The organism is Aeromonas sp. sif2433 (genome assembly GCF_019218705.1).
Taxonomy (GTDB): Bacteria; Pseudomonadota; Gammaproteobacteria; order Enterobacterales; family Aeromonadaceae; genus Aeromonas; species Aeromonas encheleia.
Window position 1 is genome coordinate 351206 of the sequence record NZ_JAHUXD010000001.1, and the last position, 26126, is coordinate 377331.

A 26126-nucleotide genomic window follows, 5' to 3' on the forward strand; every position below is an offset into this window, starting at 1 on the left:
CGCACTCCTCACTCGCTCACGATCGGATACCCTATGCCCCAGTCCATAGCCCTCTCCCCTCGCTTCCTGTTTATTCTGCTCGGTGCCCTGGCGGGTCTGACACCGCTGGCGGTCGACATGTACCTGCCCGCGATCCCGGCCATCGCCCGGGACTTGGCCACCAGCATCGACGGAGCCCAGCTCACCATCAGCGCCTTCCTCGGCGGCTTCGCCATCGGTCAGCTGTTCTACGGTCCCCTGGCCGACAGCTACGGCCGCAAGCCGGTGATCCTGGCGGGTCTCTCCATGTTTGCCATCGCCTCGGTCGGCTGCGCCATGGCGGAGTCGCTGCCGGAGCTGCTGGCCTGGCGCATGGTGCAAGCCGCCGGCGGGGCGGCCGGCTCAGTGGTGGTCAATGCCCTGCTGCGAGACATGTTCGAGAAGGATGCGTTCTCCCGCGCCATGTCCTTCGTCATCCTGGTGATGACACTGGCGCCGCTGGTGGCCCCGGTGGTAGGCGGCTACATCAGCGCCCACAGCAACTGGCGGGTGATCTTCTGGCTGCTGGTGGGCATCAGCCTGCTCATCTGCGTGGTGATGCAGTGGAAGATCCAGGAGACGCTCAAACCCGAACACCGGCAGCCACTCAAGCTCGGCCAGGTGCTGCGCAACTACTGGGGCGTGCTCTCTCACCGCGGTGCCATGGGCTATGTGCTGTGCGGCGCCCTGTCCAGCTCCGGCATGTTCGCCTTCCTGAGCGCCTCGCCCTACGTCTACATCGAGTATTTCAAGGTGCCGACCGAACACTACGGCTGGCTGTTTGGCCTCAACATCCTGCTGATGATGGTGGTCACCTTCGTCAACAGCCGGCTGGTGAAGGGGGTGGGCGCCGAGCGCATGCTGCAATACGGCCTGATCATGCTGCCGCTGGCCGGTGCCCTGCTCATCTACAACGCCTGGAGCCAGACCGGCGGCCTCTGGGGCATCGTCATCCCGGTGGTGCTGTTCGTCGGTCACATCAGCCTGGTGGGGGCCAACGCCATGACAGGCTTGATGGGCCACTTTCCCCAGTCGGCGGGCACCGCCGCGGCCCTGGCGGGCACCTTGCGCTTTGGCGTCGGCGCCCTGGTCGGCATCCTGGTCAACCTCAATCCGCCCCAGTCCCCGCTGCCCATGGCCATCGCCATCGCCAGCTGCGGCTTTGGCTCGGCGCTGAGCTACTGGCTGCTGACCAGCAAGCGCGCCGCGACGGCCTGATGGCCTCTTCGGCTCACAGTGACCCCGAAACGAAAAAGCCCTGTCCACCGGACAGGGCTTTTTGCATGCAGCGGGATCGGCGAGTGTGCTATTGATCGGCCTCCAGGCCGCTGCGCACCAGGATCTCGCTCTCGAATCCATCCAGGCTCAGCTGGTTCTTCTTGCGCCAATAGGCCTCGATGCCCTCCTTGCCCTGGCGCGTCGACCAGTTGGCCAGCGCCTCCCTGTCCCCCTGGTAGTCGTACAGGGGCACCGCCATGCCGCAGGAGGTCTGCACCCGTTCGATGTCGAGCAGGAAGATCTGCCGGGCCGCCACGCTGGCCGGAAAGCGCGCCATGGCCGCCTCCCAGCCCGGGTCGCCGCGGTGCAGCACCCGCGCCTGACCATAGGCCCGCAGTATCATAGGCGCCCCCTCGAAGGCGCAGAACATCACCGTCATGCGCGGGTTGCGCAGCACATGGGCCGCCGACTCGTTGCCGCTGCCGGTCAGGTTGAGCCAGGCCAGACGGTGGGGGTCGAGGATCCGCAGGGAGTCGCCCCCCTTGGGGGAGAGGTTGACCGTGCCCTGCTCCGCCGCCGTGCCGACGAAATAGATCTGCTGTGCCTCGATAAAGGCGATATGAGGTGGCGAGAGCGCCTCGAATAACTGTCCCATCTTCCCTTCCCCTTTCCCTCTCCATGCGCCTCAGAGCAGGGCGCTATTGAGCCACAGATGCGCCCCTATGCTGACCATATAACCAAGCAGAATGGCGGGCAACCACTTGAGGTGGCCGAAGAAGGTGTACATGCCGCGGGCCTGACCCATCAGCGCCACCCCGGCGGCGGAGCCGATGGAGAGCAGGCTGCCCCCCACTCCGGCGGTCAGGGTCACCAGCAGCCACTGCCCCGTCGCCATCTCCGGACTCATCGACAGCACGGCGAACATCACCGGGATGTTGTCGATGACGGAGGAGAGCAGGCCGATGACGACGTTGGCCCGGGTCGGATCGCCCCCCGCGTAGAGGAATTGGGAGGCCAGCTCGAGATAGCCCATGAAGCCGAGCCCGCCGACGCACATCACCACCCCGTAGAAGAACAGCAGGGTGTCCCACTCGGCCCTGGCGATCTGGCTGAACACATCGAACGGCACTACGCTATCGAGCCGCTGCAGCCGCACCTTGTCGCCGCTGCGCTCATAGCGGGCGCGCTTGCGGGCCAGGGAGCGAGCCAGGGTCTTGCGCAGGTAGAAACCGAAAAATTGCAGATAGCCCAGCCCCAGCATCATGCCGAGCACCGGGGGCAGGTGCAGGAAGTGCTGGCAGGCGACCGCGGTCACTATGGTGAGGATGAACAGCAGCACTATGACACCGGCGCCGCGCTTGAGCTCCACCTCTTCATCCTGCACCTGGGGGGCGTGGCGCGGCACCATGAGGCTCATCAGCAGGGCCGGCACCAGGAAGTTGAGCAGGGAGGGGATGAAGAGCGCGAAGAACTGGCCGAACTGCACCTTGCCCGCCTGCCACACCATCAGGGTGGTGATGTCGCCAAAGGGGCTGAAGGCGCCGCCGGCATTGGCCGCCACTACGATGTTGATGCAGGCGAGGTTGACGAAGCGGCGATCCCCCCCCGCCACCTTGAGCACCACGCTGCACATCAAGAGCGCCGTGGTCATGTTGTCCGCCACCGGCGAGATGGAGAAGGCCAAGATACCCGTGAGCCAGAACAGGGTGCGCAGGCTATAACCCGAGCGCACCAGGGCGGCGCGCAGGGCATCGAACAGCCGCCGCTCCTCCATGGCGTTGATATAGGTCATGGCCACCAGCAGGAACAGCAGCAGCTCGGCATATTCCAGCAGGTTGTGACGAAATCCGTCGTGGGCCAGGGTGCCGAGCCCCTGCTCGGCATAGACGATGCCAATCACTATCCAGATGATGCCGGCCGCGATCAGCACCGGCTTGGACTTGCGCAGCTGCAGGGACTCCTCGGCCATCACCAGCCCATAGGCGAACACGAAGAGGACGAGGGCGAACCCGCCGGCCCCGCTGTGGGTCAGGGGGATGGCGCCGCCGTCGGCGAGGCTTTCGCAGGAAAACAGACCGAGCCCGAGCAGGGCGATGAGGCGCAGGGATCCAGACATGAATGCTCTTCTCTTGAGAACCATCTGGCATTGATGCTAGCAGCGGATATCAAAATAAATCGTATTTATATCAGGCTTTTCGGCATCACTGCCCGGGGAGATGAGCGGTGTCAACGAGGGTGGAAACGTGACAAATAGGGCCCCAGACAGGGCCCTACATCGGAGCTATTTCTTGCCGAACCCGGATTGCTTGAGGGTATAGCCGGCGCTGTTCTGCCAGGCATCCAGGCCGCTTCTGTTGTTGCCCGCCACCAGACTGGCGGCCAGGCTGGGGCTGTTGAACAGCTGATCGGCGATGAACACCAGGCCGCCCTCGCTGCGGGTGCTGAGCACCCCCTTGGCCAGCAGCTCCTGGCGCAGCTCGATCACCGCCTCGCGCAGGGAGGCGGCATCTTCCCCGTTGGCGGTGGAGCCGGCCTGCACCATGAAGCCGGGATTTTGCCGCTTGCCGACCGGATAACCGTGGGCTTCCGCCCCCTTGCCGTTGAAGTGGTAGAGCTCGCGCTCCCCCGGCTTGTTGTCGGAGAGCGCCTTCTGCAGGGTCATCAGCTCGTTATAAATATCGATGGGCACGACGGCCGCCTGCTTGGTGCCCTTGCTATCGATGATAAAACTGACTTGCTTGTGTAACATCCTTGCTCATCCTGTGCCCCATGGAGACCCCTATTCTAACCACCTCTGGCGAGCGGGATCCAGCAAGGATCCTCATCCCTTTTGCAGGCCCGATCACTAACTGGCATAGTGAAAGCCATTGACCATCAACCGGTTATCCCATGCTGATCCTGCGTGACCTATCCAAGAGCTTCGACAACGGCAGCGAACGCCTGCCCCTGTTTCACGGCCTGGATCTGTGCCTCGCCGCCGGTGAGACCTGCCTGCTGCTGGGGCAGAGCGGTTGCGGCAAGTCGACCCTGCTCAACCTGATCGCGGGCCTGATCCCGCCCGATGGCGGCGAGATCTGGCTGGGGGAGACCCGGCTCGATCTCCAATCGCCGGACGAGCGGGCCCGGCTGCGCGGTCGCCACTTCGGCATCGTCTATCAGGATTTCAACCTGCTGCCGACCCTCAACGTGCAAGAGAACCTCAGCCTGCCGCTCGAGATCAACGGCCTGCCCCGCGAGCCGGCCGTGCTGGATAAGCTGCTCGAACGGCTGGGGCTGACGGATAAACGCCACGCCTGGCCGGAGCAGCTCTCCGGCGGCCAGCGCCAGCGGGTGGCCCTGGCCCGCGCCCTGATTCACCAACCCCAGTGGCTGCTGGCCGATGAGCCCACCGGCAGCCTGGACGAGCACAACGCCGAGCAGGTGATGGCGCTGATGATGGAGGCGGTCAGGGAGACAGGCGCCGGCCTCCTGCTGGTGAGCCACAACCCCGCCTATGCCGCGCTGGCAGACAGGGTGCTGCGCCTCGAGGGGGGTCAGCTGGTGCAACTCAAGGGGCCACGCCATGATTGAATCCTCTCTTCCTGAGGGCATCACATGCTGCCGCTAAAGGCGCTGCTGCGGCTCTATCGCTGGCACCCCTGGCTGCTGCTGATGAGCCTGACCGGGCTGATGCTGGGGGTCTCCCTGGTGGTCGCCATCGACCTGCTCAACCACAGCGCCAAGACCAACTTCGTCGCCGCCCGCACCCAGCTGGCGGGGGATGCCAACTATCGGCTGGCCCCGAGCGGCGGGCTGGATGAGTCGCTCTACGTCAAGCTGGTGCGCGGCCAGCGCGAGCTGGACGCCATGCCCCAGGTGCACGCCTGGCTCAAAGACGAGCAGGGTCGCAGCTTCCAGCTGCTGGGGCTGGATCTGTTCAATCCCGGCCCCCTGGCCCCGCTCTTTACCCTGGCGCCCCAGGCGACGGAAACCCCCTTCGCCCGGACCGACAGCATCTGGCTGGCGGCGCCCGAGGCCGAACGCCTCGACTGGCGCCAGGGCCAGTCCCGCAGCTTCCTGCTGGGCGAGCGTCGACTCACCCTCAGCCTGGCGGGCACCTTCACCCCGGGCCCAGTGCCCATGGATCGGTTGCTGCTCACCGACATCGGCCTGGCGCAGCCCCTGCTTGGCAAGGACGGACGGCTGGATCGCATCCTGTTCAAGCTGACGGAGCCCCAGGCCCACGCCCTGCAGGCCGCCCTGCAAGCCTATCTCCCCAATAAGCCCCTGTGGCTCGAACCCATCAGCCCGGCGCTCGATGCCAGCCAGCTCGGCGATGCCCTGGCCCTGAACCTCAGCGCCCTCTCCCTGCTCGCCATGGCGGTGGGGCTGTTTCTGGTGTTCAACGCCCAGCGCTTCGTGCAGAGCGTGCGCCGCCCCCAGCTCGCCCAGCTGATCATCCTGGGGCTGCCACCGCGCCGTGTGCTGCGCTGGCTGTGGCTGGAGCTGATGCTGCTGGCTTCCCTCGGAACCCTGCTCGGGCTGCTGCTCGGCAGCCTGCTGGCCCTGGCCCTGATGGGGCAGCTGACCCAGGCGCTGGCGGATCTCTACGGCCCCAACCCCATCAGCCTGCTGCGCCTCTCCCCCATCAGCCTGTTCAAGGCCATCGCCATCGGCCTGCTCGGCACGCTCGCCGCCAACCTGCCCGGCTGGTGGCAGCTGCTGCGCCAATCCCCCTTGGCCCTTCGCGAAGGCAACAGCAGGCCCGCCAGCCACCCGGGACGCAGACGCCTGCTGGCGCTGGCCATACTGCTGCTGTGCGCGCTCTGCCTCGCCCTGCCCCAGACCGGCCTGCCGGGCGCCCTGCTTATCGCCGGCGGCTGGCTGCTGGCCATGGCGCTCTGGCTGCCGGACGCCCTGCGCTGGCTGCTAGGCAAGTTGCGCCGCCATGGCCGCAACGGCCTGACCGCCAGGCTGGCGGTGGCCGAGACCCAATATCATCTGGATCGCACCGCCATCGCCGTGATGGCGCTGCAGCTCGCCATCGCCGCGGCCATCGGCATCGGGGTCATGGTGTCGAGCTTTCGCAGCAGCGTGGAGATCTGGCTGAACCAGCGCCTCGCCGCCGATCTCTATGTCAGCGCCCCCAAGGGAGCGGCGAGCAGCAGGGGCAGCCTGAGTCAGACTACCCTGGACGCCATCCTCGCCAACCGGTTGGTGGAGCTGGCTTCGCGCCGCGCGGTCCGGCCCGCCCGCTGGCAGGGGGAGCCGATAGAGTGGGCCCAGATGGACTTTATTCCGCCGCTCCAGGCGGCCTATCCCCTGCTGGCCGGGCGCTGGCCGGAAAAACACAATGAGGTGCTGGCGAGCGAGCCGCTGACGGTGCGGCTCGGAGTCAGGGTGGGCCAGACGCTTGAGATAACGGATGAGGCTGGCCCACGACAAGTTCTGGTCACCGGCGTCTATCAGGATTACGGCAGCGACAAGGGGCAGCTCCTGCATGCCTTCGAGCAGGGGCCGGTGCAGTCCCTCGCGCTCTTTAGCAAGACGCCCGAGCGGCTGGCCGATGCGCTGCGTGCCCAGTTCGGCGAGCGGCTCAATCTGCTACCCGCCCCCGCCATCCACGCCGCGGCGCTCAAGGTGTTCGATCAGACCTTCGTGGTCACCGAGCTGCTCAAATTGCTGATCCTGGGGATAGCCTTCGTCGGCATCGGCTCCGCCTTCATGGTGCTGGGACTGGCCCGCCGCGCCGAATTGCAGACCCTGCAGAGTCTGGGCCTGAGCCCTCGCCGCTGCCGCCTGCTGCTGGTGTGGCAAGGGGCGGGTCTGGGGCTACTCACGGCGCTGCTGGCCCTGCCGGTGGGCTATGGCCTGGCCTGGGTGCTGATCGCCGTGGTCAACCCCCGCGCCTTCGGCTGGACCCTCACCTTCGAACCCGCCCCCGCTCACGCCATCACGGCCCTGCTGCTGGCGCCGGTGTGTGGAGCCCTGGCCTCCTGGTATGCGGCAAGGAGAGTGATATGAAGTGTTTACTGCGGGCCAACCTGCTGGCCGCCCTGCTTGCCGTGCTAGGCACCAGTGTTCAAGCCCAGGATCTCGGCAACCTGCTGGGGGATGGCGGCGATCACTTTAAAAAAGCGCAGCCGGGGCAGACAGTGAACTTGCCCGCCGATCATTCCGCCCACCCGGACTACCGATCCGAGTGGTGGTATCTCACCGGTAACCTCAAAGACGAGCAGGGGCGCGAATATGGCCTGCAGTGGACCCTTTTCCGTCAGGGCATGAAGCGGCAGATTGCCTCGGACAACCCCTGGCTCGCCCCCCAGCTCTGGCTCGCCCAGTTCGCCATCACGGATCTCGCCACCGGCAAACACTTGCAGGACGAGCGCACCAGCCGCCAGGGGCCTGGGCTGGCGGGCGCCAGTGGCGGCGACTATTGGCTAAAGGAGTGGGCACTGACGTCCGAGGGGGCGGCGCTGTTCCCGGCAGAGCTCAGGGTCGACAGCGAAATTGGCCAGCTCAGGCTGCGGGTGAGTGCCCGCAAACCCCTGGTGCTGCAGGGCAAGGCGGGCTACAGCGAGAAGAGCCCGGGCAACGCCTCCTTCTACTACTCCTTCCCACGCCTGGCGCTTACCGGCACACTGACCCTGGATGGGAAGACCCGCAAAGTCAGCGGCCAGGGCTGGTTCGATCACGAGTGGAGCAGCTCGGTATTGGCCGAGTGGCAGGCGGGCTGGGACTGGTTCTCCCTGCAACTTGCCGATGGCCGCGAGCTGATGCTGTTTCGCCTGCGCACCAAACCCGGTCGCGCCAATCCCGAAAACCAGCCCGAGAACCGCTACGCCATACTGATCGAGCGCGATGGCAGCAGCCGGGTGCTGTCCCCCGACAGCATCAGCCTCACCCCAGGCAAGACCTGGCGCGGCCCCAAGGGCCAACCCTACCCCATCGAGTGGCAGCTTAAGGTCGCCGATATGAAACTGCTGATCAAAGCCCGCCAGCCCGATCAGGCCATGACCGGTCGCTTCGATTACTGGGAAGGCGCGGTGACTGTGGAGGGAGATGCCCAAGGGTTGGGCTATCTGGAGATGACGGGGTATTGAGTGCCTTAAAAACCCGATCGGCGTCAAAAAACCTTTCACACCCCACATATCGGGCACATCTTAACTCAACAAGCTAAGGGACACTTGATATAATTCTCATATGGGCCTCTTTATTTACCTAGCAGCAAATGGCGTATATCGTCTGCTAACAAGCCCAAATAATTATCAGTGAAAGCCTGATACCTCTTTGCTAGTCACGCCTATTAAACAATCACTACAACATAACTATAGGATCCTTAATGAAAAATTCTACATTGCAATTTGAACAAGTAAAATTTGAAGGGTTAAAAAATATAAACGTATTAGTAGGAAGAAATGGAGCTGGAAAAAGTAGGCTTCTTCGCAACATAGATCAATACTGTCAAAATAATAATAAATATTTCGTTAGATATATAAGCCCCGAGCGGGCAGGTGTTTTTAAACGCGATGGGAATATAATGACAAACATGGAAAGCTATCCTAACTGGCTTGCCGATGTTAGAAGAAAAAATCAAGCTGACAATTTCAAAGCCGCATCTGCCAACCTTTTACGTGAAGTAGAGACCGCTTATCTGAGAAGAATGCAAGATGATCCGGAAATAAGACTTGACCCTACAAGAAACTTTCGAACAGAAAGACTAGACAGCATAAACAAATTGCTTGCTAACTTAACTGTTTGCCAAGAGGGATCTAACTTTGTTTTTAGAAACAACGAAGGTGAACTGGTTCAACCTGATGAAATTAGTAGCGGGGAATCTGAATCAATAGCTCTTGCAGTAGAAATAATGTATTTTTTTGACAACATAAGGGCTGACACATTAAATATTCTGTTATTGGATGAACCTGATGTTCATTTACACCCAGATCTTCAAGCTCGCCTTGCCTCTTTTTTAATAAAAATTGTTGATAGTGTTGATAAAGCCGTAAAAGACAATATTATTGTGATCCTTGCCACTCATAGCACCCCTTTTATTTGCGCATTGTCTCAATCAATTAATTGCGTTATTGGAACTAAAAACTTTAACATTAATAATGTTTCATTTGTTGAAGTGAGTGATCAACTCAAAAAAATAGCACCTTTCTTTGGGCATCCGCTTTCTTTAAGCCTAAGTCAGGATGTTATGCTTATCCTCGAGGGAGAGGATGATGAGCGAGTGTGGCAACAAGCCTCTCGTACATCTCAAGGAAGAATAAAACTATTTCCTGTCATTGCTAGCTCAGTAGATCAGCAGACGCAACTAGAAAATTTTACGGCTGAGCTTATTGAAAGTCTTTATGACAACCCCAAGGCATACTCTTTACGTGATGGAGATGGAGTTCAACACCCGTTGGATCCTATTCGCTCCGTTGTTCGATTCCGTCTTCAATGCTATGCCATTGAGAATCTACTGGTAACAGAACAGGCACTTCATAAATTAGGTACGAACTGGGAAGGTTTCCAAGAAAAAGCTAAGGAGTGGTTAGATAAAAATGAGCAGCATAAGGATTATAAGAACATAAACGACTTAATTATCTCACCGGATAGGCTTAGGAATATAAAAATAAAAGATATAAGGCAATTGATTTGTGCAATATCTGGTAGCACTAAGCCTTGGGAAGTTATAGTTGGTCAAGCACTAGGCGCCCTGGACCCGTTAAATTTACCACAAGGCGAACATGATCTCCCTATGTATATTGGTTTAGATACGACATCCATATTACTTACAGCATAGGTTTACACCATGGAATAATTAAAGGTTCATATCTCCCATATATAATGCATTCCATATCCACCCCGATATGACAATCGGGGTGTCTATTCATTTTTTTATGATAGCAATAATAATTTTTCTAATGCGGCGACAGAACTGAAATTAATTAGGCTTAGGCCGACCTACCTCTCTAATTAAGTGGAATAAACTGTCTGCGCAGACAGAAACGCCAGCGACTGCCGATTAAAGTGCTCCGGCTGCTCCACGTTGCAGACATGGCCGCAGTTCTCGATGATCGCAAGCTGGCTGTAAGCATCCCGCGCCACCTGCTCGCGCACCGGGGCGATAAACATATGATCCTCCTCCCCCATCAGGTAGAGGGTCGGGATCGGCAGGGCACGCTCGCGGAAGTAGCGCATCAGGGGGTTGACCTCGGTGGCGAGGCGGAACCAGCGTTTGAACTCCTGCTGGCACAGCTTGCGGGCCTCGCGCACGAACAGATTGCGGGACTCCTGATGGTGCTGGCGCGGCATGATGATGAAGGCGAACAGCCGGTAGAGCCACATGTAGGGCAGGATGTGCTGGCCGACCCGGCCGAGCTGCACCAGCGTCTGGGAGCGGATGTCGAGTCGCAGTATGGCGCCGCCGAGTACCATGCTCTTGACCCGCTCGGGGCAGAGCTCCGCCAGGCTGCGAATGAGGATGGTGCCCAAGGAGATGCCGACGAAATGGGCACAGGGAATGCGCAGATGATCCAGCAGCCGCACTATGTCTTCGGTCACCGCCCTGAAGCTGTAGTGACCCTTGACCACCTGTTGCAGCTGGTTGGACTGGCCGTGGCCGCGCAGGTCCAGCAACAGCACGTTGAAGTGCTCGCGATAGGCGCGCAGTTGCTTGAACCAGATGGAGGAGCTGCCACCGGCGCCGTGCACGAACACCACCCAATCCCGCTCGGGGCCAAGCTCAAAGGTCTTGTGGTACAACATCTTATGGGCTCCCGGGGGGTTGGGGGATATACTCGGCGAGCATATTAACAGAAGCGGCGCCCCGCTGAATATGCTGTCACTCATCATCGGACCAGCACGGAGTCCTGTATGACGCTCACTCTTTTGCGTGAATTTCTGCTCAGCCTGCCCGGCGCCACCGAAGATACGCCGTTCGGCCCTGAGTTCCTGGTCTATCGCATCGCCGGCAAGATGTTCGCGCTGGTGAACTGGCAGGCCGATCCGCTGACCATCAACCTAAAATGCGAACCGGAGCTCGCCCTGCTGCTGCGAGAGATCCACCCCGAGGTCAAACCCGGCTGGCACATGAACAAGCAGCACTGGAACACGGTTACCCTGAGCGACACCCTGGCCAGCGATCTTTGGCAAGGCTGGGTGCACCACTCCTATGAGCGGGTGGTGGCCGGTCTGCCCAAGGCCAAGCGGCCGCAGGCGCCGGCCCGATGAGCCCCCGCGAGATGAGCCACCCAGCAGGGCAGTCGGCCCCCCTGCAGATCGTGGCGCTGCGGGAGCAGCACATCCCCCAACTGATCGCGCTGTTCGAGCAGACGGTACGCGAGACAGGTCCAGAACACTACAGCCAGGCCCAGGTCGAGCAGTGGGCCCTCGGCGCCCATCACCCCGGCCTCGCCAGCCAGCTGCGCGAGCACCACGGCTGGGTCATAGAGCAGGCGGCCGAGCCGGAGGCCATCCCGCTCGGCTTTGTCACCCTGAGCGATGACGGTCACCTCAGCCTGCTCTATGTCGGCGCCGCCCATCAACGCCAGGGGCTCGGCAGCCTGTTGCTGGAGACCGCCCTGCTGGGGGCGCGGCGACTCGGCCTGCGGCTGCTGACCACGGAGGCCAGCGCCTTCAGCCACGGCCTCTTCCTGCGTCATGGCTTCGAGCAGGCCGGATTGGAAACCGTGGAGCGCGGCGGAGTCAGTTTTGTCCGTCATCGCCTCTACTGCCGCTTGCCAAGCTAGGTCCAGCCACTAAAATACGGCCCAATTCCGCATATCAATGAATGAAGGCAACCATCATGGTGGTAGAGAGCGAAGGCTATAACGCGCTTGTAGAGTATCTGGTCAAGAGTCTGGGGCTGTTCGAGGGCCAGCAGCAGGGCACGGGCGCCCAGAGCATCGAGGATCTGGTGAGCGGCCGGATTGCCGACAACCTGATGCGCATCTGCGAGCAGAATCCCCAGCTCGATCCCAAGGTGCGCTTCATGATCATGCAGGAGGCCGATGCCGTGGTCGCCGATCTGGAAGAGGTGCTCAGTGCCGTCTGGCTGCGGGCGCCGACCCCGGCCCAGCAGGCCTTCCTCGACGAATTCATCGATCTCATCAAGAACCTGTTCGACAGCGTCATCGGCTGAGCCGCCCCGGCGCCAGCCTCCTCACTCCCCTCAACGCACCAATGAAAAGGGCCGCCTCATCGGGCAGCCCTGCTTGCTATCATTTCCAATTCATCGCGCTTTTCTAAGTTGAATGAATATCGAGGCAAGAAATGTGTCTGGTCTTGGCTGCCATCCATGGTAGCTAGCTTGTTAGTCTAGTCGAAGTCCAATTAAGTTCCCGGCCATGACACATTTTTTAAAGATTCTTTTCAATCTGATGAAGAGAGCGTCATTCAACGCTCTTTTATACCGCCTTCAGCGATTCAGGCTCGGCGGCAGACAGACCCCGATCCCGCCCAGCCCGCAGTAGCCTTCCGGGTTCTTCTTCAGATACTGCTGGTGATAATCCTCGGCGTAATAGAAGGGCGCCAGCGGCAGGATGCGGGTGGTAATGGCGCGGACATCGCCGCTCGCCGCCATGGCCTGCTGGAAGGCGGCCAGGCTCTGCTGGGCGATGGCCTCCTGGCTCTCGTCGTCATAGAAGATCACCGAGCGATACTGGGTGCCGACATCGCCGCCCTGGCGCATGCCCTGGGCCGGATCATGCTGCTCCCAGAACAGCTTGAGCAGGTCGCCGTAGCTGATGACCTTGGGGTCGAACACCACCTGCACCGTCTCCGCATGACCGGTCAGCCCGCTGCACACCTCCTTGTAGGTGGGGTTGGAGGTCAGGCCACCCTGGTAACCGGCGGCGGTGGAATAGACGCCGGGCTGTTGCCAGAACAGGCGCTCCACACCCCAGAAGCAGCCCATGCCAAACCAGGCAACCGCCATCCCCTCGGGCCAGGGGCCCTGGGTCGGGTGGCCATTCACTGCATGCTGCTGGCCTATCACCAGCGCCTCGCGTCGTCCCGGCAGCGCCTCTGCCGGTGAAATAATCTGCTCCATACCACCTGTCCTTGTATAAAAACCCGTGCGACCACAGGGCTGACGAAGAGTCACCTCGAAGATAACAGTTTATGGGGCGGGATCAACCGAAGTGCGGCCGCCGGCGGGGCGCACCGCGGCCCCCGGGTCGGCCCTCCGTCGGCAGAAAATGGTAAAAGAAAACCGAAGAATCAATATTTAGTCTTGATTTGTGAATTTATTTTCATATATTGGGCGAATTGCTGTTTTTTTATGGAAGAAGCCTCAAGTGCGTGAACGCGAACCCAGCCTGGTCTATGCCTTTCGGCAATCCACCCCCTATGTCAATGTGCACCGGGGTGCCACCTTCGTGCTGATGATGGGGGGCGAAGCCATCTGCCACCCCAATTTTGCCAACATCGTCAGCGACATCGCCCTGCTGCAGACCCTCGGCATTCGTCTGGTGTTGGTGTTCGGCTCGCGCCCGCAGAATGACGAAGCGCTGGCCAAAGCCGGCATCGAGGCGCAATACCACAGACGTATCCGGGTCACCGACGATGAGAGTTTCGACATCATCAAGCAGGTGTGCGGCGGTTTGCAGTACGACATCACAGCCCAGCTCTCCATGGGGCTGGCCAACACCCCCATGCAGGGCGCGCGCATCAGCGTGGTGAGCGGCAACTTCGTCACCGCCCAGCCGCTCGGGGTGGACGATGGCATCGACTTCTGCCACAGCGGCCGGGTGCGCCGCATCGACGTGGAGGGGATCTGCCGCCAGCTGGATCAGCAGGGGCTGGTGCTCATCTCCCCCATCGGCTGCTCGGTCACCGGCGAGAGCTTCAACCTGAGCTCGGAAGAGGTGGCCCGGCGGGTGGCGGTGGATCTCAAGGCCGACAAGCTCATCTGTTTCAGCAGCACCCAGGGGGTGATGGACAGACACGGCGAGGCCATCTCCGAGCTCTTCCCCGAGCAGGCGGAAGAGCTGCTGGTGGAGCTGGAGCAGGCGGGTGAGGAGATGTCCGGTACCGCCCGCTATCTGCGCGCCGCCATCGCCTCCTGCCGCGGCGGCGTGCCCCGCTCCCACCTGGTGAGCTATCAGGACGATGGCGCCATGCTGCAGGAGCTGTTCAGCCGCGACGGCCTCGGCACCCAGATAGTGCGCGAAAGCGCCGAGCGGGCGCGCGCCGCCACCATCGAGGACATCGGCGGCATCCTGGACCTGATCCGGCCGCTGGAGGAAGAGGGCATACTGGTGCGCCGCTCCCGCGAGCAGCTGGAGATGGAGATCGACAAGTTCACCATCATAGAGCGCGACGGCCTCATCATCGGCTGCGCCGCCCTCTACTGCTTCATGGAGGAGGCGATGGCCGAGATGGCCTGCGTCGCCATTCATCCCGAGTACCGCAACTCCAACCGCGGCGATCAGCTGGTCGCCAAGGTGGCCGAGCGGGCCAAGCGGCTCGGCATCGCGCGCCTGTTCGTGCTCACCACCCGCTCCATCCACTGGTTCAGGGAGCGGGGCTTCGAGCCGCTGGAGGTGGAGGATCTGCCGGTGGAGCGCCAGCGCCTCTACAACTGGCAGCGCCGCTCCAAGGTTTTGTCCAAGACCATCTCGTAACTGATTGATCTTGTGTCGGGTTATTGCCAATTCTTAAGTTTTTTACAAACTCGATTGACAGTGCAATCCAGTGCAGGGTATTTCTTAATGCACTCCACCGCCTGCGGTGGAGCCAGAAGAGGAGCGCTGCCCAGGCAGCCCAAGGGAGGACACCAGCGTCCTGCGAACTTGGGTCAGGGGGAGTAGCGCCGAGACGAGGCGAGTGACTGGACATCGCCACGTCGGCTGCGGGGGCTGAATCCCCCGGGTTGTCATCGGTCGTGTGCATCCCACACCGCATTCACAGCGGGTTTGGTGTGGGATGGGCACCGCGGATGGAGTGCTTCTGGCCGGGATCCTTCGCTATTCCTGCCATTTTTCGCCTCCTCCTCTCTTTTGCCTGATGAAACCGGATTTTCACATTAAGACAGGAGTACATGATGAGCCCGATCAACGTCGCCAAGTTTGGCGGAACCAGTGTCGCCGATGCCGCGGCCATGAACCATTGCGCCGACGTGGTGCTGGCCAATCCGGCGACGCGGGTGGTGGTACTGAGCGCCAGCGCCGGTGTCACCAACCTGCTGGTGAGCCTGGCCCAGGGCGAGCTCGACGAGGCGGGGCAGGATGCCCAGCTGGCCAAGCTGGCCGGGATCCAGCACGCCATCCTGAGCGCACTGGGGGAGCCGGTCGAGGTGAGCGCCCTGATCCACGCCCAGCTCGGCGAGATCCGCACCATGGCCCGCCAGGCCAGCCAGCACACAGATGCGGAGCTGGCGGACAGGCTCATCGCCTGCGGCGAGCTGATGTCCACCCGTCTCTTCACCGAGCTATTGTGCCAGCGTGGCGTCAAGGCCCGCTGGCAGGATGTGCGCCAGCTGATGCGCACCGACAGCCGCTTCGGCAAGGCGAGCGTGGATCTCGCCGCCACCCGCGCACTCTGCCAGGCCAACCTGGGCCCCCTGCTCGGCGATCACCTCGTCATCACCCAGGGCTTCATCGGTTCCGATGCCGATGGCCGCACCACCACCCTGGGTCGCGGCGGCTCCGACTACAGCGCGGCGCTGCTGGCCGAGGCACTGGATGCGGGCAGCATCGAGATCTGGACCGACGTGCCCGGCATCTACACCACGGATCCCCGGCTGGTGACCCGGGCCCGCCCCATCCCCGAAATCAGCTTCGTGGAGGCGGCCGAGATGGCCACCTTCGGCGCCAAGGTGCTGCACCCCGCCACCCTGCAACCCGCCCTGCGACAAGACATCCCGGTGTTTGTCGGCTCCGCCAAGGATCCGGCGGCCGGCGGCACCTGGATCCGCGCCAGCACCCAGACCAACCCGCTGTTCCGGGCCGTGGCCCTGCGCCGTCAGCAGGTGCTGGTCACTCTGCACAGCCTCAACATGTTCCACGCCTACGGCTTCCTGGCCGAGGTGTTCGGCATCCTGGCACGGCACCGCATCTCGGTGGACCTCATCACCACCTCTGAGGTGAGCGTCTCCCTGACCCTGGATCACACCGGCAGTCAGAGCAACGGCGAACCCATCTTGAGCGACAAGGTGCTGGCCGAGCTCGGGCAGCTGTGCAAGGTGAAGGTGGAGACCGACTTCGCCCTGGTGGCGCTGATCGGTAACCGCATGAGCGAGGCGGCCGGGGTCGGCAGCCAGGTGTTCGACGCCATCCGTGACCACAACATCCGCATGATCTGCTACGGCGCCAGCGCCCACAACCTCTGCTTCCTGGTCAAGGAGAGCGAGGCGGGCCACATCGTCAACCGCCTCCACCAGGAGCTGCTCGACTGAGCCAAGTCCGGATAAGTGACATGAAATAACGAGAGGGGCCAAGGCCCCTCTCGTTATTTCTGCGCGGTCTATGGCATCGGCATCATGCCGAGGGGTCAGAGAACGGCAGCAGGTTGGCCTGGATCTGCTCGCGCAGCCCGGCCAGCTTGCCCATCAGTGCGGCCTGATCGAGCCCGGCCTCATCGGGCCCCAGGTTGTCGACCAGCAGGGGGAAATGTTGGCTCACCGCCCGCTCCAGCCAGTCGAGGCGGCGCAGGGTGAGCGGGCCACAGCTCTTGCCGCTGAGATCGTCCTGGATGTCGAGACTATGGCTGCGGTACATGTCGCGCCACCAGCTGGCGGCCAGCCCCTCCTCGCTCGCCAGCGCCGAGCGCCACTCCGCCTGCAAGCCCTGCAACCGCGCCAGCACGGGGGCACTGGCCCCCTCCCGGGTCAGATGCTGCAACTCTTCCCTTGCCCAGGCGAGGCAGAGCTCGCGCCAATGGCGAAACAGCGGCAAGGGATCGGCCTCATCCAGCCAGAGACCGGACAGGGTGCGGGTCTCCAGCCGCTCGGGCACATGAAACTGGGGGTCGGCCAGGCCGTTGGAGTTGAACTCGTGGCGCGGATCGAAGGGCCACATGTAGCCAAAGTCGAACACCGCTATCTGCTGGCCATCGTCGAGCAGGTTGCCCGGGCTCGGATCCCAGTCAAACCAGCCCCAGCGGGCCAGCTCCGCCTGGACCGCCAGCATCTGCGCCAGGTTGCGTTTATCCAGCTGGCTGACCGGGGCACCGCGCAACCAGGGGGAGACCAGTACCCCGGCCCGGGCTGAGCCGAAGCTGGTGCAGACTACCTTGGAGAGGATGGTGGGGTGCAGCTCGCGCAGGGCCTCGATCTCGCGGCGCCGCTCCAGCTCGGTGAGAAAGGCGGTCTTGCCGTCGGCATTGGCCACCAGGGAGTCGTGCCGACGCCGTTTCAGGCACCAGTGATGCCCCTCCACCTTGAGATGGAACACCTCGGCGGTGAGGCCATGGCGATAGATCTTGAGTACGGCCGGGTGAGCCTCGGTCAACCTGAGCAACTGCGCAAGCGGCAGGGGACAGTCCCGCTCACGGCCGATCCGGATCTCCTCTTTGCTCTCCAGCATCTGGAGCAATCTTGCCTGACGTGCCGCAACCTTGGGATTCATACATGTACCTCCAGCCATTATTGAGAGACTAAGCAGCAAGCTGGAGGCAGACCAGCGGCAAAGCGCCATGATGACGCTTTCATCACAGAATGAATTCGCCCCCTGGATCGGGATCACAATTTGCAAGTTGCGGCAGTCACACAATATTCATCTTTCGGTCATTAAATTGACATCAAGGAACAAGCCCATCACCATCGGGTCAAAATAGATGCAGTCGCACCGCAGCGACCCCACCCGCTCCAAGGATGAGCCCACTATGAATGCCCCCGTTTTCGGCCGCAGCTCGCCCCCGCCATCTCGTCTGGCCAGGCTGCTGTTTGGCCTGCTGGTCGCGCTGCTGCTGCTGACGCTCATCCTGCCGGTGCTCAACCCCGGCGGCTGGCTCGGCCGTGCCCAGCCACTGATCCTGGGGCCCGCCGATCAGCCGCTCGCCACCCTCAGCCGCCACAGCCTGCTCTACAAGAGTGACAGCCGCGGCCTCTATCTGGTGGTGCGCAGCCAATGGCAGCTGCTCAAGCCGTTGCAGGAGGGGGACAAGGTGCGGGTCGAGCTGCTCAACGACAGGGGCGAGCGCATCGATCAGCTGAGTCAGGCGGTGAACAAGCGGCAGAAATGTCGCAAGGATCGCTGCACCCTGGATCTCAACAGCACCCTGCGGGCGCCGGATGATGCCCTCGACAGCCGCTACCAGCTGCGCATCGGCCTGCTGCTCAAGGATCGACCCGAGAGCGGCGAGTACAGCCAGATCCTGCAGACCCTGCCGGAGCGCGGCTTCAATCTCAGCTACCTGATGACCAGCCTGCTGCTGGTGCTGCTGGCCAGCGCCCTGGTGCTCAGGGCCTTGCTGCCACAGCTGCGCCACAGCATGGCCTCGCGGGTGTTTGGCAGCCTGCTGCTCGGCAACCTCACCTTCGTGTTGCTGCACGGCTTCGTGGTGTTCAAGCTCGGGGAGTTTCTACTCTGGTCAGGATTTCGGCCCGAGCACTATTACCTGGCCTGGGGCAGCATGGTGCTGGGCTGGAGCCTCTGCGCCCTGGCGGGCTTCAATCTCTACATGGGGCTGGTGTTCACCACCCTGTCCGGCATAGGCCTGCTCGCCAACTTCATGAAGATCGCCATCTACGGAGTGCCGCTAGGAGGCGACGATCTCGGCAACCTGATGGCGCTGCTGCACATACTGCTCGATCAACATCCTGTGCTGCCGGTGCTGGGCGGCGTCCTGCTGCTGTGGCTCTGCTGGCGCTTTGCCCTGTCGCGCTGGGTGCTGCGCACCGTCGCCGCCACCGCCGCCTTCTTCGCGCTCTGCGTGTTCGCCACCCAGACCGGCAACAAGCTGCTGGGGGCCAATGTCCGCTACGTGGACAGGGCGGTCAATTATCACAGGGACATCATCCGCTCCGGCCCCGGCCTCTACCTGTTCAACCTGGTGGACGAGATGCTGCAAAGCGGCAACGTCTTCCGCTACCCCCTGCAGATCAACGAGCGTACCCCGGAGCTCGGTCACCGGGATCCCGTCCAGTCGGCCCTGGGCCCCTCCCCGCGCTTCGATCTGGTGATAGTGCTGCAATACGAGTCGCTCTGGCTCGACTGGCAAGGCAGGATCTGCGCCCCCGCCCCGACCCTGAGCCTGCCCGCCGGGGTGGCGCAGTGGCGCAAGACCATCCACTCCCCCACCACGGGCGGCATGACGGTGCTGGCGGAGTTCGAGATGAACACCGGCCTGCCGGTGGGCCTGCTCAAGCAGGGGGTGGTGCCCTACTACTATCTCTCGGCGCAGGTGCCCGGGCTCGCGCAGAGCGCGAAGAAAAACGGCTACAAGACCCTGTTCGCCCACCCCTATGTGGAGAAATTCTGGGGCCGCGCCAAGGCCATACCGGCGCTCGGTTATGAGGAGCGCTGGTTCGACACCCGCTTCACCAGCCTGGAGCACAAGGGGCTCTACATCTCCGACGATGCGCTGATCGATCACCTGCTCAAGCGCAGCGAGCAGGACAGCCAGCCGCTGTTCGCCTACGCGGTCACCATGCAGGGCCACGGCCCCTTCGACGGCAATCGCTATCAGGCCCAGCAGATCGACAAGGCCTGCCCGGATCAGAGCCCGGCCGATCGGCAGTTGCTCAACACCTACTACACCGGGGTGGTGGATGCCATGGCCTCCCTGGAGCGGCTGCTCAAGACGCTGGATCAATCCGGCAAACGCTACCTGGTGGTGGCCTTTGGCGATCACCAGCCGTTCCTGATGTCGGCGGGCAAGGGCATCCACGGGGACAAGCCGCCCCGCGACGCCCCCTACCAGATCCCCATGATGGCCTTCACCCGCGACGATGGCTCCCTGTCGCTGGCGCGCCAGTTTGACCCGGTGCGCCAGCTCTATCAGATGGGGCAGGCCACCCGCCAGCTGCTGGCAGGCGACCTCACCCCCATCCCGGAACTGGCACTGCTCCACCCGGTGCTGGGGGAGGAGAAAGGCTTCGATCCCTCGCCGCTGGTGCCGCAGATCCGCGCCAGCTTCCGAGCCGATGCATTGCCCTGAGTTCGATTGAGAGACGAGGTCCGCAGATCCTCGCAACACCTTCAGGGCCGATGCCCTGCCCTGATCCTGCCAGAAGGTGAAAGCAAAGAGGCCGCTGGTGCGGCCTCTTTTTGTCTCTGGCAAGCCCCCGTCAGCGCCACCAGGGCTCGCACAGGCTCAGGCGCTGGGCATCCAGATCCAGCTCGGCCTCGATACCGAGCGGCACCGTCAGCATGGGGTGGGTGTGGGCGCAGTCGAACTCCGCCAGGATCGGAAACCTGGGCTCTCCCACCTGCTCCAGCAGTATGTCGAGCGGCCGCTTGCCGCTGCCCTGGCCGTCGAACAGCTCGTGCTTGCCAAGCACCAGGGCCCCGATGCGCTCGAATACCCCGCACAGCTTGAGGTGGGCGAAGGATCGCTCCACCGTCTCCGCCGACATGAGGCTGTCTTCCAGCAGCAGAATGTCCCCCGTTTCGATCGCCGGCATATAGGGCGAGCCCCAGATCCCCGCCAGGGTGTTGAGATTGCCGCCGATCAGCCTGCCCCGCACCCGGCCGCCGCCCACCGAGATCAGCCGGTTCCGTTGGCACTGCTTGGCGCGGGTCTGCTGCTCCCAATCCAGCCGCTCCTCGGTCCAGTGCATCGGGGTTGGCAAGCGATGGGGCAAGGTTCGCTCCCCGGCGAGGCAGATCTCGGTGAAAGCGGCCAGAGTCTCATCCACCAGCGGTGGCAACTCGCCAAAGGAGGCCACCAGCGCCGGACCGTAGAAGGTCACCAGGCCGGTCTGGGCATGGATGCCGAGCAGCAAGGCGGTCACATCCGAGTAGCCGATGAGGATCTTGGGGTCTCTTCTAAGCGCCTCGTAGTCGAGATAGGGCAGCAGGGAGTTGGAGTTGCTGCCGCCGATGACCGACATGATGCAGCGCACTTCTGGATCCCGGATGAGCGCGTTGAGCTCTTCGGCCCGCGCCACGATGGAGCCGGAGCGCCAGTGATCCCGCTCCCCGGTCAGGCTGCCCGCCTGGAGTGCGAAGCCCTGCGCCGCCAGATACGCCTTGGCGCGGGCGAAGCGGTTCGGTGCCCAGGCGGTGGCCGCGCTGGAGGGGGAGAAAAAGCCGATGGTGTCGCCACGCTTGAGTCGCGTGGGTTTGATGGGAGTCATAAGGTCCGCTCCTTGGTCCTGCGCCGCCCTCTGGGTCTCGGCATGGGATAAAGGATCCATATTACGACATACAAGGAGACCAAAAATAGCGCCAAATGGCGACTTTCCGTCAGAAACAACAAAGCCGATGAGCGGCTCATCGGCTTGTCATCGAGACGCGGTAAGCGTCAGAGCACCACGGCGGTGCCGCTGATGCTGACCATCAGCATGCTGCCATTTTGCCCCACCACCTCGTAGTCGATGTCGATGCCGACCACGGCGTTGGCACCCAGTGCCTGCGCGCGCTCTTTGAGCTCATCGAAGGCGATCTCGCGGGCCCGGGCCAGCTCTTTCTCGTAGGCACCGGAGCGGCCACCGATGATGTCGCGGATGCCGGCGAACAGATCCTTGAAGATGTTGGCGCCGAGGATGGCTTCGCCCACCACTATGCCGCGGTACTCGCGAATGGCCTTGCCTTCCAGGGTGGGGGTAGTTGAGAGGATCATCATAAACTCCAGCTGAGATAATGGGTTCCAGACTACCCCAAAGCCGCGGCCGGCAACATACCCCCACCGCTAATAGCCAGTCGCTCGATAAGGCCTCTCGGCGCCTCGCGGGCACCGAGCCGCGGCCATAAAAAAGGAGAGGCCAGGCCTCTCCTTCTGTCACCTGGCGATCAGACGCCCGCTTAGTGCAGCTTCATGCTCGGGCGCAGCACCCGGTTGATGCGGCCCACCAGCATGATGAGGCCGGTCTTGATGTAGCCGTGCAGGGCGACCTGGTGCATCCGGTAGAGAGAGATGTAGACCATGCGCGCGAGGTAGCCTTCCACCATCATGGAGCCACGCATCAGGTTGCCCATCAGGCTGCCCACGGTGGAGAAGCGGCTCAGGGAGACCAGGGAGCCGTGATCGTGATAGAGGTAGGGCTTCAGCTCGCCACCGTTCATCTTGGCCAGGATGTTCTTGAACGCCTGGCTCGCCATCTGGTGGGCAGACTGGGCGCGCGGCGGCACGAACTTGCCATCCGGCTGCGGGCAGGCGGCGCAGTCGCCGATGACGAAGATGTTCTCGTCACGGGTGGTCTGCAGTGTCTCTTTCACCACCAGCTGGTTGATGCGGTTGGTCTCGAGCCCCGCAATTTCCTTCATGAAGTCCGGCGCCTTGATGCCGGCGGCCCACACCATCAGGTCCGCTTCGATAAGCTCCCCATCCTTGGTGTGCAGCCCCTCGCCGGTGGCTTCGGTGATCATGGTGGCGGTACGCACGTCCACCCCGAGCTTGACCAGCTCCTGGTGAGCTGCGCCGCTGATGCGCTCCGGCAGCGCCGGCAGGATGCGGGGGCCCGCTTCTACCAGTGTCACCTTGAGGCTGTCGGTGGTGAGGTTCTTGAAGCCGTAGGCATAGAGCTGCTCCACCGCGTTGTAGAGCTCGGCGGAGAGCTCGACCCCGGTGGCGCCGCCGCCGACGATGGCGATCTTCACCTTGTCGCCCGGCTGATATTCGGTGGCGAACTGCAGGAAGCGGTTCATCATGCTGTTGTAGAAGCGGTGCGCCTGGGACGGGCTGTCCAGGAAGATGCAGTGATCCTTGATGCCCTTGGTGTTGAAGTCGTTGGAGACGGAGCCGATGGCCATCACCAGCACGTCGTAGGCCACTTCCCGCTCATGCACCACCAGCTCGCCGTTATCGTCGTGGATCGGCGCCAGCACGATGCGTTTCTCGTCGCGCTTGATGTCGGTCAGGCTGCCCAGCTGGAAGTCGAAGCCGTGGTTCTTGGCATGGGACTGGTAGCTCAGGGCATCGATGCCCGCATCCATGGAGCCGGTGGCCACTTCGTGCAGCAGGGGCTTCCACAGGTGGGTGCGGTTGCGATCGACCAGGGTCACCTTGGCCTTGTTCTTCTTGCCCAGCTTGCGACCCAGGCTGGTCGCCAGCTCCAGACCGCCGGCGCCGCCACCTACAACGACAATATTCATCATGATGATTTTCCTTGGTTCCTCAAAACGAAAGGGAGCCATTGGCTCCCTAAAACGAAATCGGTTGACGTGATGGTTCAAGCTTCCTTGAAGGCCTTCATCCGCTGCAGATGATACGAGATGTTCTTGAATTTGTGAGTCTCGTGCTCATCCCATACGATGTCGTAATAGTTCTTCAATTCACGTTCAGTTTCGCGATTATCGCGGATTTCATCCTGAACGGAAAGGATACACAGGCAGTTTCCTGAATTTTTCTTACGAAATTCGGTTACACACTTGGTGCCGATGTCGTCGTACTCTTCCGGCCTGTCGATCTTGCCCTGCATGTTCTCTGCCGGGTGCAGATTGGGGTTGAAGATCACCTGTTTGATGCCGCACAGGAAGCCGATCCGCTCGCTCCAGTAGCCCCCCAGCCCCACCCCGCAGATCAGCGGCTTGGGGTCAGTGCTCATGTCGAGCTGCTTCTTCACTTCCTTGAGCAGATGGCTCATGTCGTGGCGCGGGTGCACCGTGCTGTAGTGAACGAAGCGCACATCATCATCGATAAACTGCAACTGCAGCACTTTCTCATGATTGCCGGGGCTGGTGGCATCGAAGCCATGCAGATAGATGATCATGGATAAGACCTCAGGAACTGTGTCGGTTCTATCGAAACTACCCCAGCGACCGGCCGTGGCGCCACCAAAACATCCAACTTTCTTGCTTTGGATCACGCCCCCAGCCGCCTGAAAACGCATTTCATCCGGGGGTTGTGGTCACTCGCGGACAAATCGACCCGATTGCGCCGCTGCCCGGCGGGCCTGACGAGAGAAAAACCCCGCCTCTCGGCGGGATCTTGTCAGCTGGCGAGAGGGCCCAGGCCTCAGCCCTGGGTCTGCTCGAAGCGATCCACCGCCGCGGCCACCAGCGCCAGGCTGCCCTGCCAGAAGGCCGCCTCACGGATGTCCTGCCCCAGGTGCTTGGCCACCAGATCCTCGGCGCTCATGCGGCCGGTGTCGCGCAACAGGGCGCGGTACGCCTCGGCCACGTTCGCCTTCCCCTGCGCCTGGCGGCTCATCAGCTGGTGGTAGACCCCGAGGCTGAACAGGTAGCCAAACAGGTAGGGGTAGTTGTAGAAGCCGAAGCCGGCGATGGAAAAGTGCGCCTTGGCGGCCCAGAACATGGGGTGATAGCGCGCCAGGCTCCCTTCGTACCAGCGGCCCCAGGCCTCATCGGTCAGGCTCTTGAGCCGCGCCGCCGGGACATAGCCCTGCTCGCGCTCGGCCACCAGCGCCAGCTCGAACTCGAAGCGGGCCGGGATGTTGACCAGGAAGGTAGCGGCGCCGTCCGCCTCGGCCCAGGCGATGGCCTGGCGCTGCTCCGGGTTCTGGGCCTGCTCGAACAGGGCGCTGCGCACCAGGGTCTCGGCGAAGATGGAGGCGGTCTCCGCCAGGGTCATGGGGTAGCCGCGCTGGCTCATGGGCAGATCGCGGATCAGCCAGTTGTGCCAGGCATGGCCCAGCTCGTGGGCGAGGGTGATGACGTTGTCCATGGTGCCGGCATAGGTGATGAAGACCCGCGGCTCCACCGGCTCGGCAAACTTGGTGCAGTAGGCGCCGGTGCGCCGGTTCGGGGTCGGCGCCGCGTCTATCCAGCCGCGCTCGGCCATCATGCGGGCGAACTCCCCCATCTCGGGATCGAAGCGGGCGAAGGCCGCGGCTATGATGTCGATGGCCTCCTCGAACGTTATGGTCCGGCTGACCGAGGCCGGGGGCGGCGCGAACAGGTCCTCCGGCCCCAACTCGTCGATACCGAGCTTGCCGGCCATCAGTGCCAGGGCGCGCTGGCCCAACCCCCGGGCTCTATAGGTCTCGGCCATCATGGTGTCCAGGGTGGCGCGCTCTATGTGGCTCTGGTGACAGGAGAGATCCAGCGCATCAAGCTGACGCACCTTGCCGCGCTGGCGGGCCAGCTCGAGGCGCCAACCGTTGAGGGCGTTGAGGATGGCAGCCACCGTCTCCTGCTCCCCTTCCCAGCCGGCGCTGATGGCATCGAAGGCCTCCCGGCGCAGGGCTCTCTCCGGACTGGACAGCAGGTTGCTCGCCTCGGCCAGCCCCCTCTCCCGCCCATCGATGTGCAGGCGGATCTTGCCCACCAGATCGTTGTAGAGGTTGCCCCAGGCGTGCAGGCCATCGGTACCGAGGCCGATCACCAGCTGCTCGGCCTCCACCGGCAGGCGCTGATCCTGCAGCCGGCGCTCGTGGCGCAGGCGGTAATCCTCCTCCCCCAGCAGCGGATCCTGCATCAACCGCTCGAACTCGGATTCAGGCAGCCCCAGCATCAGATCCTCCACCGGCGCCAGGGCCTTGAACAGGTCCGCATTGAGGGCGCGGGCACGGGAGGCCAGCTGCTTGGCCAGCGGATCCCGGGCATCCTGACTGCCCTGCGAGGCCGCCAGCACGGCGATGTTCCAGCCGATGTTGCGGATGCGCTGGGCGCGCAGGCGCACCTCGCGCAGGAAATCCTGCAGGGCATCGGCCTGCTCGCGCACCGCCCCTAGCCCATTGATGAAGCCGGTCAGCTCCTCGAGGCTGGCGCGGGCCAGGCTCATGTCCGCCTCCAGCATGGCGCTGTCGAGGGAGGGGTAGATGTGCTGGTTGTGCCACTGCTGTGGGTAGACTGGTTGTTGCATCAGACGCTCGTGATCGGAGACGGGCGCTGGCCCGTCATGAAATAGGG

At 62.7% G+C, this 26126-nt stretch carries 22 protein-coding genes and 1 riboswitch; of the genes, 11 read left to right on the forward strand and 11 right to left on the reverse strand.

Annotated elements, in window-relative coordinates; translation table 11 throughout:
- The first annotated feature begins 33 nt into the window (after positions 1–33).
- Positions 34–1236, forward strand: a complete 1203-nt coding sequence (locus KW825_RS01465) for a Bcr/CflA family multidrug efflux MFS transporter (RefSeq protein ID WP_042653468.1) — start codon at positions 34–36, stop codon at positions 1234–1236.
- An 88-nt stretch (positions 1237–1324) separates the two neighbouring features.
- Here the strand turns inward: KW825_RS01465 and KW825_RS01470 are convergent, their stop codons facing one another.
- From KW825_RS01470 to KW825_RS01480, 3 genes are all read right to left on the reverse strand, one after another.
- Positions 1325–1891: a pyridoxamine 5'-phosphate oxidase family protein gene (locus KW825_RS01470; protein ID WP_218327979.1), complete on the reverse strand. Its 567-nt coding sequence runs from the start codon at positions 1889–1891 to the stop codon at positions 1325–1327.
- Positions 1892–1921: 30 nt separating this feature from the next.
- Positions 1922–3352: a sodium:proton antiporter NhaD gene (gene nhaD, locus KW825_RS01475; protein ID WP_218327980.1), complete on the reverse strand. Its 1431-nt coding sequence runs from the start codon at positions 3350–3352 to the stop codon at positions 1922–1924.
- 165 nt (positions 3353–3517) lie between these two features.
- Positions 3518–3985 carry a DUF4357 domain-containing protein gene (locus tag KW825_RS01480; RefSeq protein ID WP_042653465.1) on the reverse strand — a complete coding sequence of 156 codons (468 nt, stop codon included), beginning with the start codon at positions 3983–3985 and terminating at the stop codon, positions 3518–3520.
- Positions 3986–4125: 140 nt separating this feature from the next.
- Here KW825_RS01480 and KW825_RS01485 point away from each other — a divergent pair, with 140 nt between their 5' ends.
- The 4 genes from KW825_RS01485 to KW825_RS01500 all read left to right on the forward strand — a co-directional run bounded on the left by KW825_RS01485 (position 4126) and on the right by KW825_RS01500 (position 10009).
- A complete protein-coding gene (locus KW825_RS01485; RefSeq protein ID WP_218327981.1) occupies positions 4126–4806 on the forward strand; it encodes an ABC transporter ATP-binding protein in 681 nt (226 codons plus the stop codon).
- A gap of 24 nt (positions 4807–4830) precedes the next feature.
- Positions 4831–7239 carry an FtsX-like permease family protein gene (locus tag KW825_RS01490; RefSeq protein ID WP_218327982.1) on the forward strand — a complete coding sequence of 803 codons (2409 nt, stop codon included), beginning with the start codon at positions 4831–4833 and terminating at the stop codon, positions 7237–7239.
- On the forward strand, positions 7236–8318 hold the full coding sequence (locus KW825_RS01495; RefSeq protein ID WP_218327983.1) for a lipocalin-like domain-containing protein: 1083 nt from the start codon (positions 7236–7238) through the stop codon (positions 8316–8318). The genes KW825_RS01490 and KW825_RS01495 overlap by 4 nt, the downstream gene beginning before the upstream one ends.
- Positions 8319–8557: 239 nt before the next feature.
- Entirely contained in the window at positions 8558–10009 is a 1452-nt protein-coding gene (locus tag KW825_RS01500) for an AAA family ATPase (protein ID WP_218327984.1), read from the forward strand.
- Between the two features lie 173 nt (positions 10010–10182).
- Here the strand turns inward: KW825_RS01500 and KW825_RS01505 are convergent, their stop codons facing one another.
- Positions 10183–10974, reverse strand: a complete 792-nt coding sequence (locus KW825_RS01505) for an alpha/beta fold hydrolase (protein ID WP_218327985.1) — start codon at positions 10972–10974, stop codon at positions 10183–10185.
- Positions 10975–11082: 108 nt separating this feature from the next.
- Here KW825_RS01505 and KW825_RS01510 point away from each other — a divergent pair, with 108 nt between their 5' ends.
- The 3 genes from KW825_RS01510 to KW825_RS01520 are packed head-to-tail and all read left to right on the forward strand — an operon-like array spanning position 11083 to position 12349.
- Positions 11083–11439 (forward strand): MmcQ/YjbR family DNA-binding protein, encoded by a 357-nt coding sequence (locus KW825_RS01510; RefSeq protein WP_218327986.1) that lies wholly within the window; start codon positions 11083–11085, stop codon positions 11437–11439.
- Between the two features lie 11 nt (positions 11440–11450).
- A complete protein-coding gene (locus KW825_RS01515; RefSeq protein ID WP_218327987.1) occupies positions 11451–11957 on the forward strand; it encodes a GNAT family N-acetyltransferase in 507 nt (168 codons plus the stop codon).
- A 56-nt stretch (positions 11958–12013) separates the two neighbouring features.
- Complete coding sequence (locus tag KW825_RS01520) at positions 12014–12349, forward strand: DUF3802 family protein (RefSeq protein ID WP_218328157.1); 336 nt, start codon at positions 12014–12016, stop codon at positions 12347–12349.
- A 276-nt stretch (positions 12350–12625) separates the two neighbouring features.
- On the opposite strand, the gene msrA is transcribed toward KW825_RS01520, so the two are convergent.
- Complete coding sequence (gene msrA, locus KW825_RS01525; RefSeq protein ID WP_042653457.1) at positions 12626–13258, reverse strand: peptide-methionine (S)-S-oxide reductase MsrA; 633 nt, start codon at positions 13256–13258, stop codon at positions 12626–12628.
- 247 nt (positions 13259–13505) lie between these two features.
- Between msrA and argA the strand changes: the two genes are divergently transcribed.
- Positions 13506–14834 (forward strand): amino-acid N-acetyltransferase, encoded by a 1329-nt coding sequence (argA, locus tag KW825_RS01530; protein ID WP_218327988.1) that lies wholly within the window; start codon positions 13506–13508, stop codon positions 14832–14834.
- A 108-nt stretch (positions 14835–14942) separates the two neighbouring features.
- Positions 14943–15167: riboswitch (Lysine riboswitch) on the forward strand.
- An 86-nt stretch (positions 15168–15253) separates the two neighbouring features.
- Positions 15254–16606 (forward strand): lysine-sensitive aspartokinase 3, encoded by a 1353-nt coding sequence (lysC, locus tag KW825_RS01535; RefSeq protein ID WP_218327989.1) that lies wholly within the window; start codon positions 15254–15256, stop codon positions 16604–16606.
- A gap of 82 nt (positions 16607–16688) precedes the next feature.
- On the opposite strand, the gene KW825_RS01540 is transcribed toward lysC, so the two are convergent.
- Entirely contained in the window at positions 16689–17777 is a 1089-nt protein-coding gene (locus KW825_RS01540) for a hypothetical protein (protein WP_218327990.1), read from the reverse strand.
- Between the two features lie 256 nt (positions 17778–18033).
- Between KW825_RS01540 and KW825_RS01545 the strand changes: the two genes are divergently transcribed.
- Entirely contained in the window at positions 18034–20310 is a 2277-nt protein-coding gene (locus KW825_RS01545) for an LTA synthase family protein (RefSeq protein ID WP_218327991.1), read from the forward strand.
- Positions 20311–20440: 130 nt separating this feature from the next.
- On the opposite strand, the gene KW825_RS01550 is transcribed toward KW825_RS01545, so the two are convergent.
- From KW825_RS01550 to KW825_RS01570, 5 genes are all read right to left on the reverse strand, one after another.
- Positions 20441–21451, reverse strand: a complete 1011-nt coding sequence (locus KW825_RS01550) for a S66 peptidase family protein (RefSeq protein WP_218327992.1) — start codon at positions 21449–21451, stop codon at positions 20441–20443.
- Between the two features lie 167 nt (positions 21452–21618).
- On the reverse strand, positions 21619–21936 hold the full coding sequence (locus tag KW825_RS01555; protein WP_042653452.1) for a heavy metal-binding domain-containing protein: 318 nt from the start codon (positions 21934–21936) through the stop codon (positions 21619–21621).
- 182 nt (positions 21937–22118) lie between these two features.
- The gene (locus tag KW825_RS01560; protein WP_218290384.1) at positions 22119–23411 is read right to left on the reverse strand and encodes an NAD(P)/FAD-dependent oxidoreductase; all 1293 of its coding nucleotides are present in this window, start codon (positions 23409–23411) and stop codon (positions 22119–22121) included.
- A gap of 74 nt (positions 23412–23485) precedes the next feature.
- Positions 23486–24025: an alpha/beta hydrolase YcfP gene (gene ycfP / locus KW825_RS01565; protein ID WP_042653450.1), complete on the reverse strand. Its 540-nt coding sequence runs from the start codon at positions 24023–24025 to the stop codon at positions 23486–23488.
- A gap of 245 nt (positions 24026–24270) precedes the next feature.
- The gene (locus KW825_RS01570) at positions 24271–26079 is read right to left on the reverse strand and encodes a M3 family oligoendopeptidase (protein WP_218327993.1); all 1809 of its coding nucleotides are present in this window, start codon (positions 26077–26079) and stop codon (positions 24271–24273) included.
- Positions 26080–26126 lie beyond the last annotated feature (47 nt).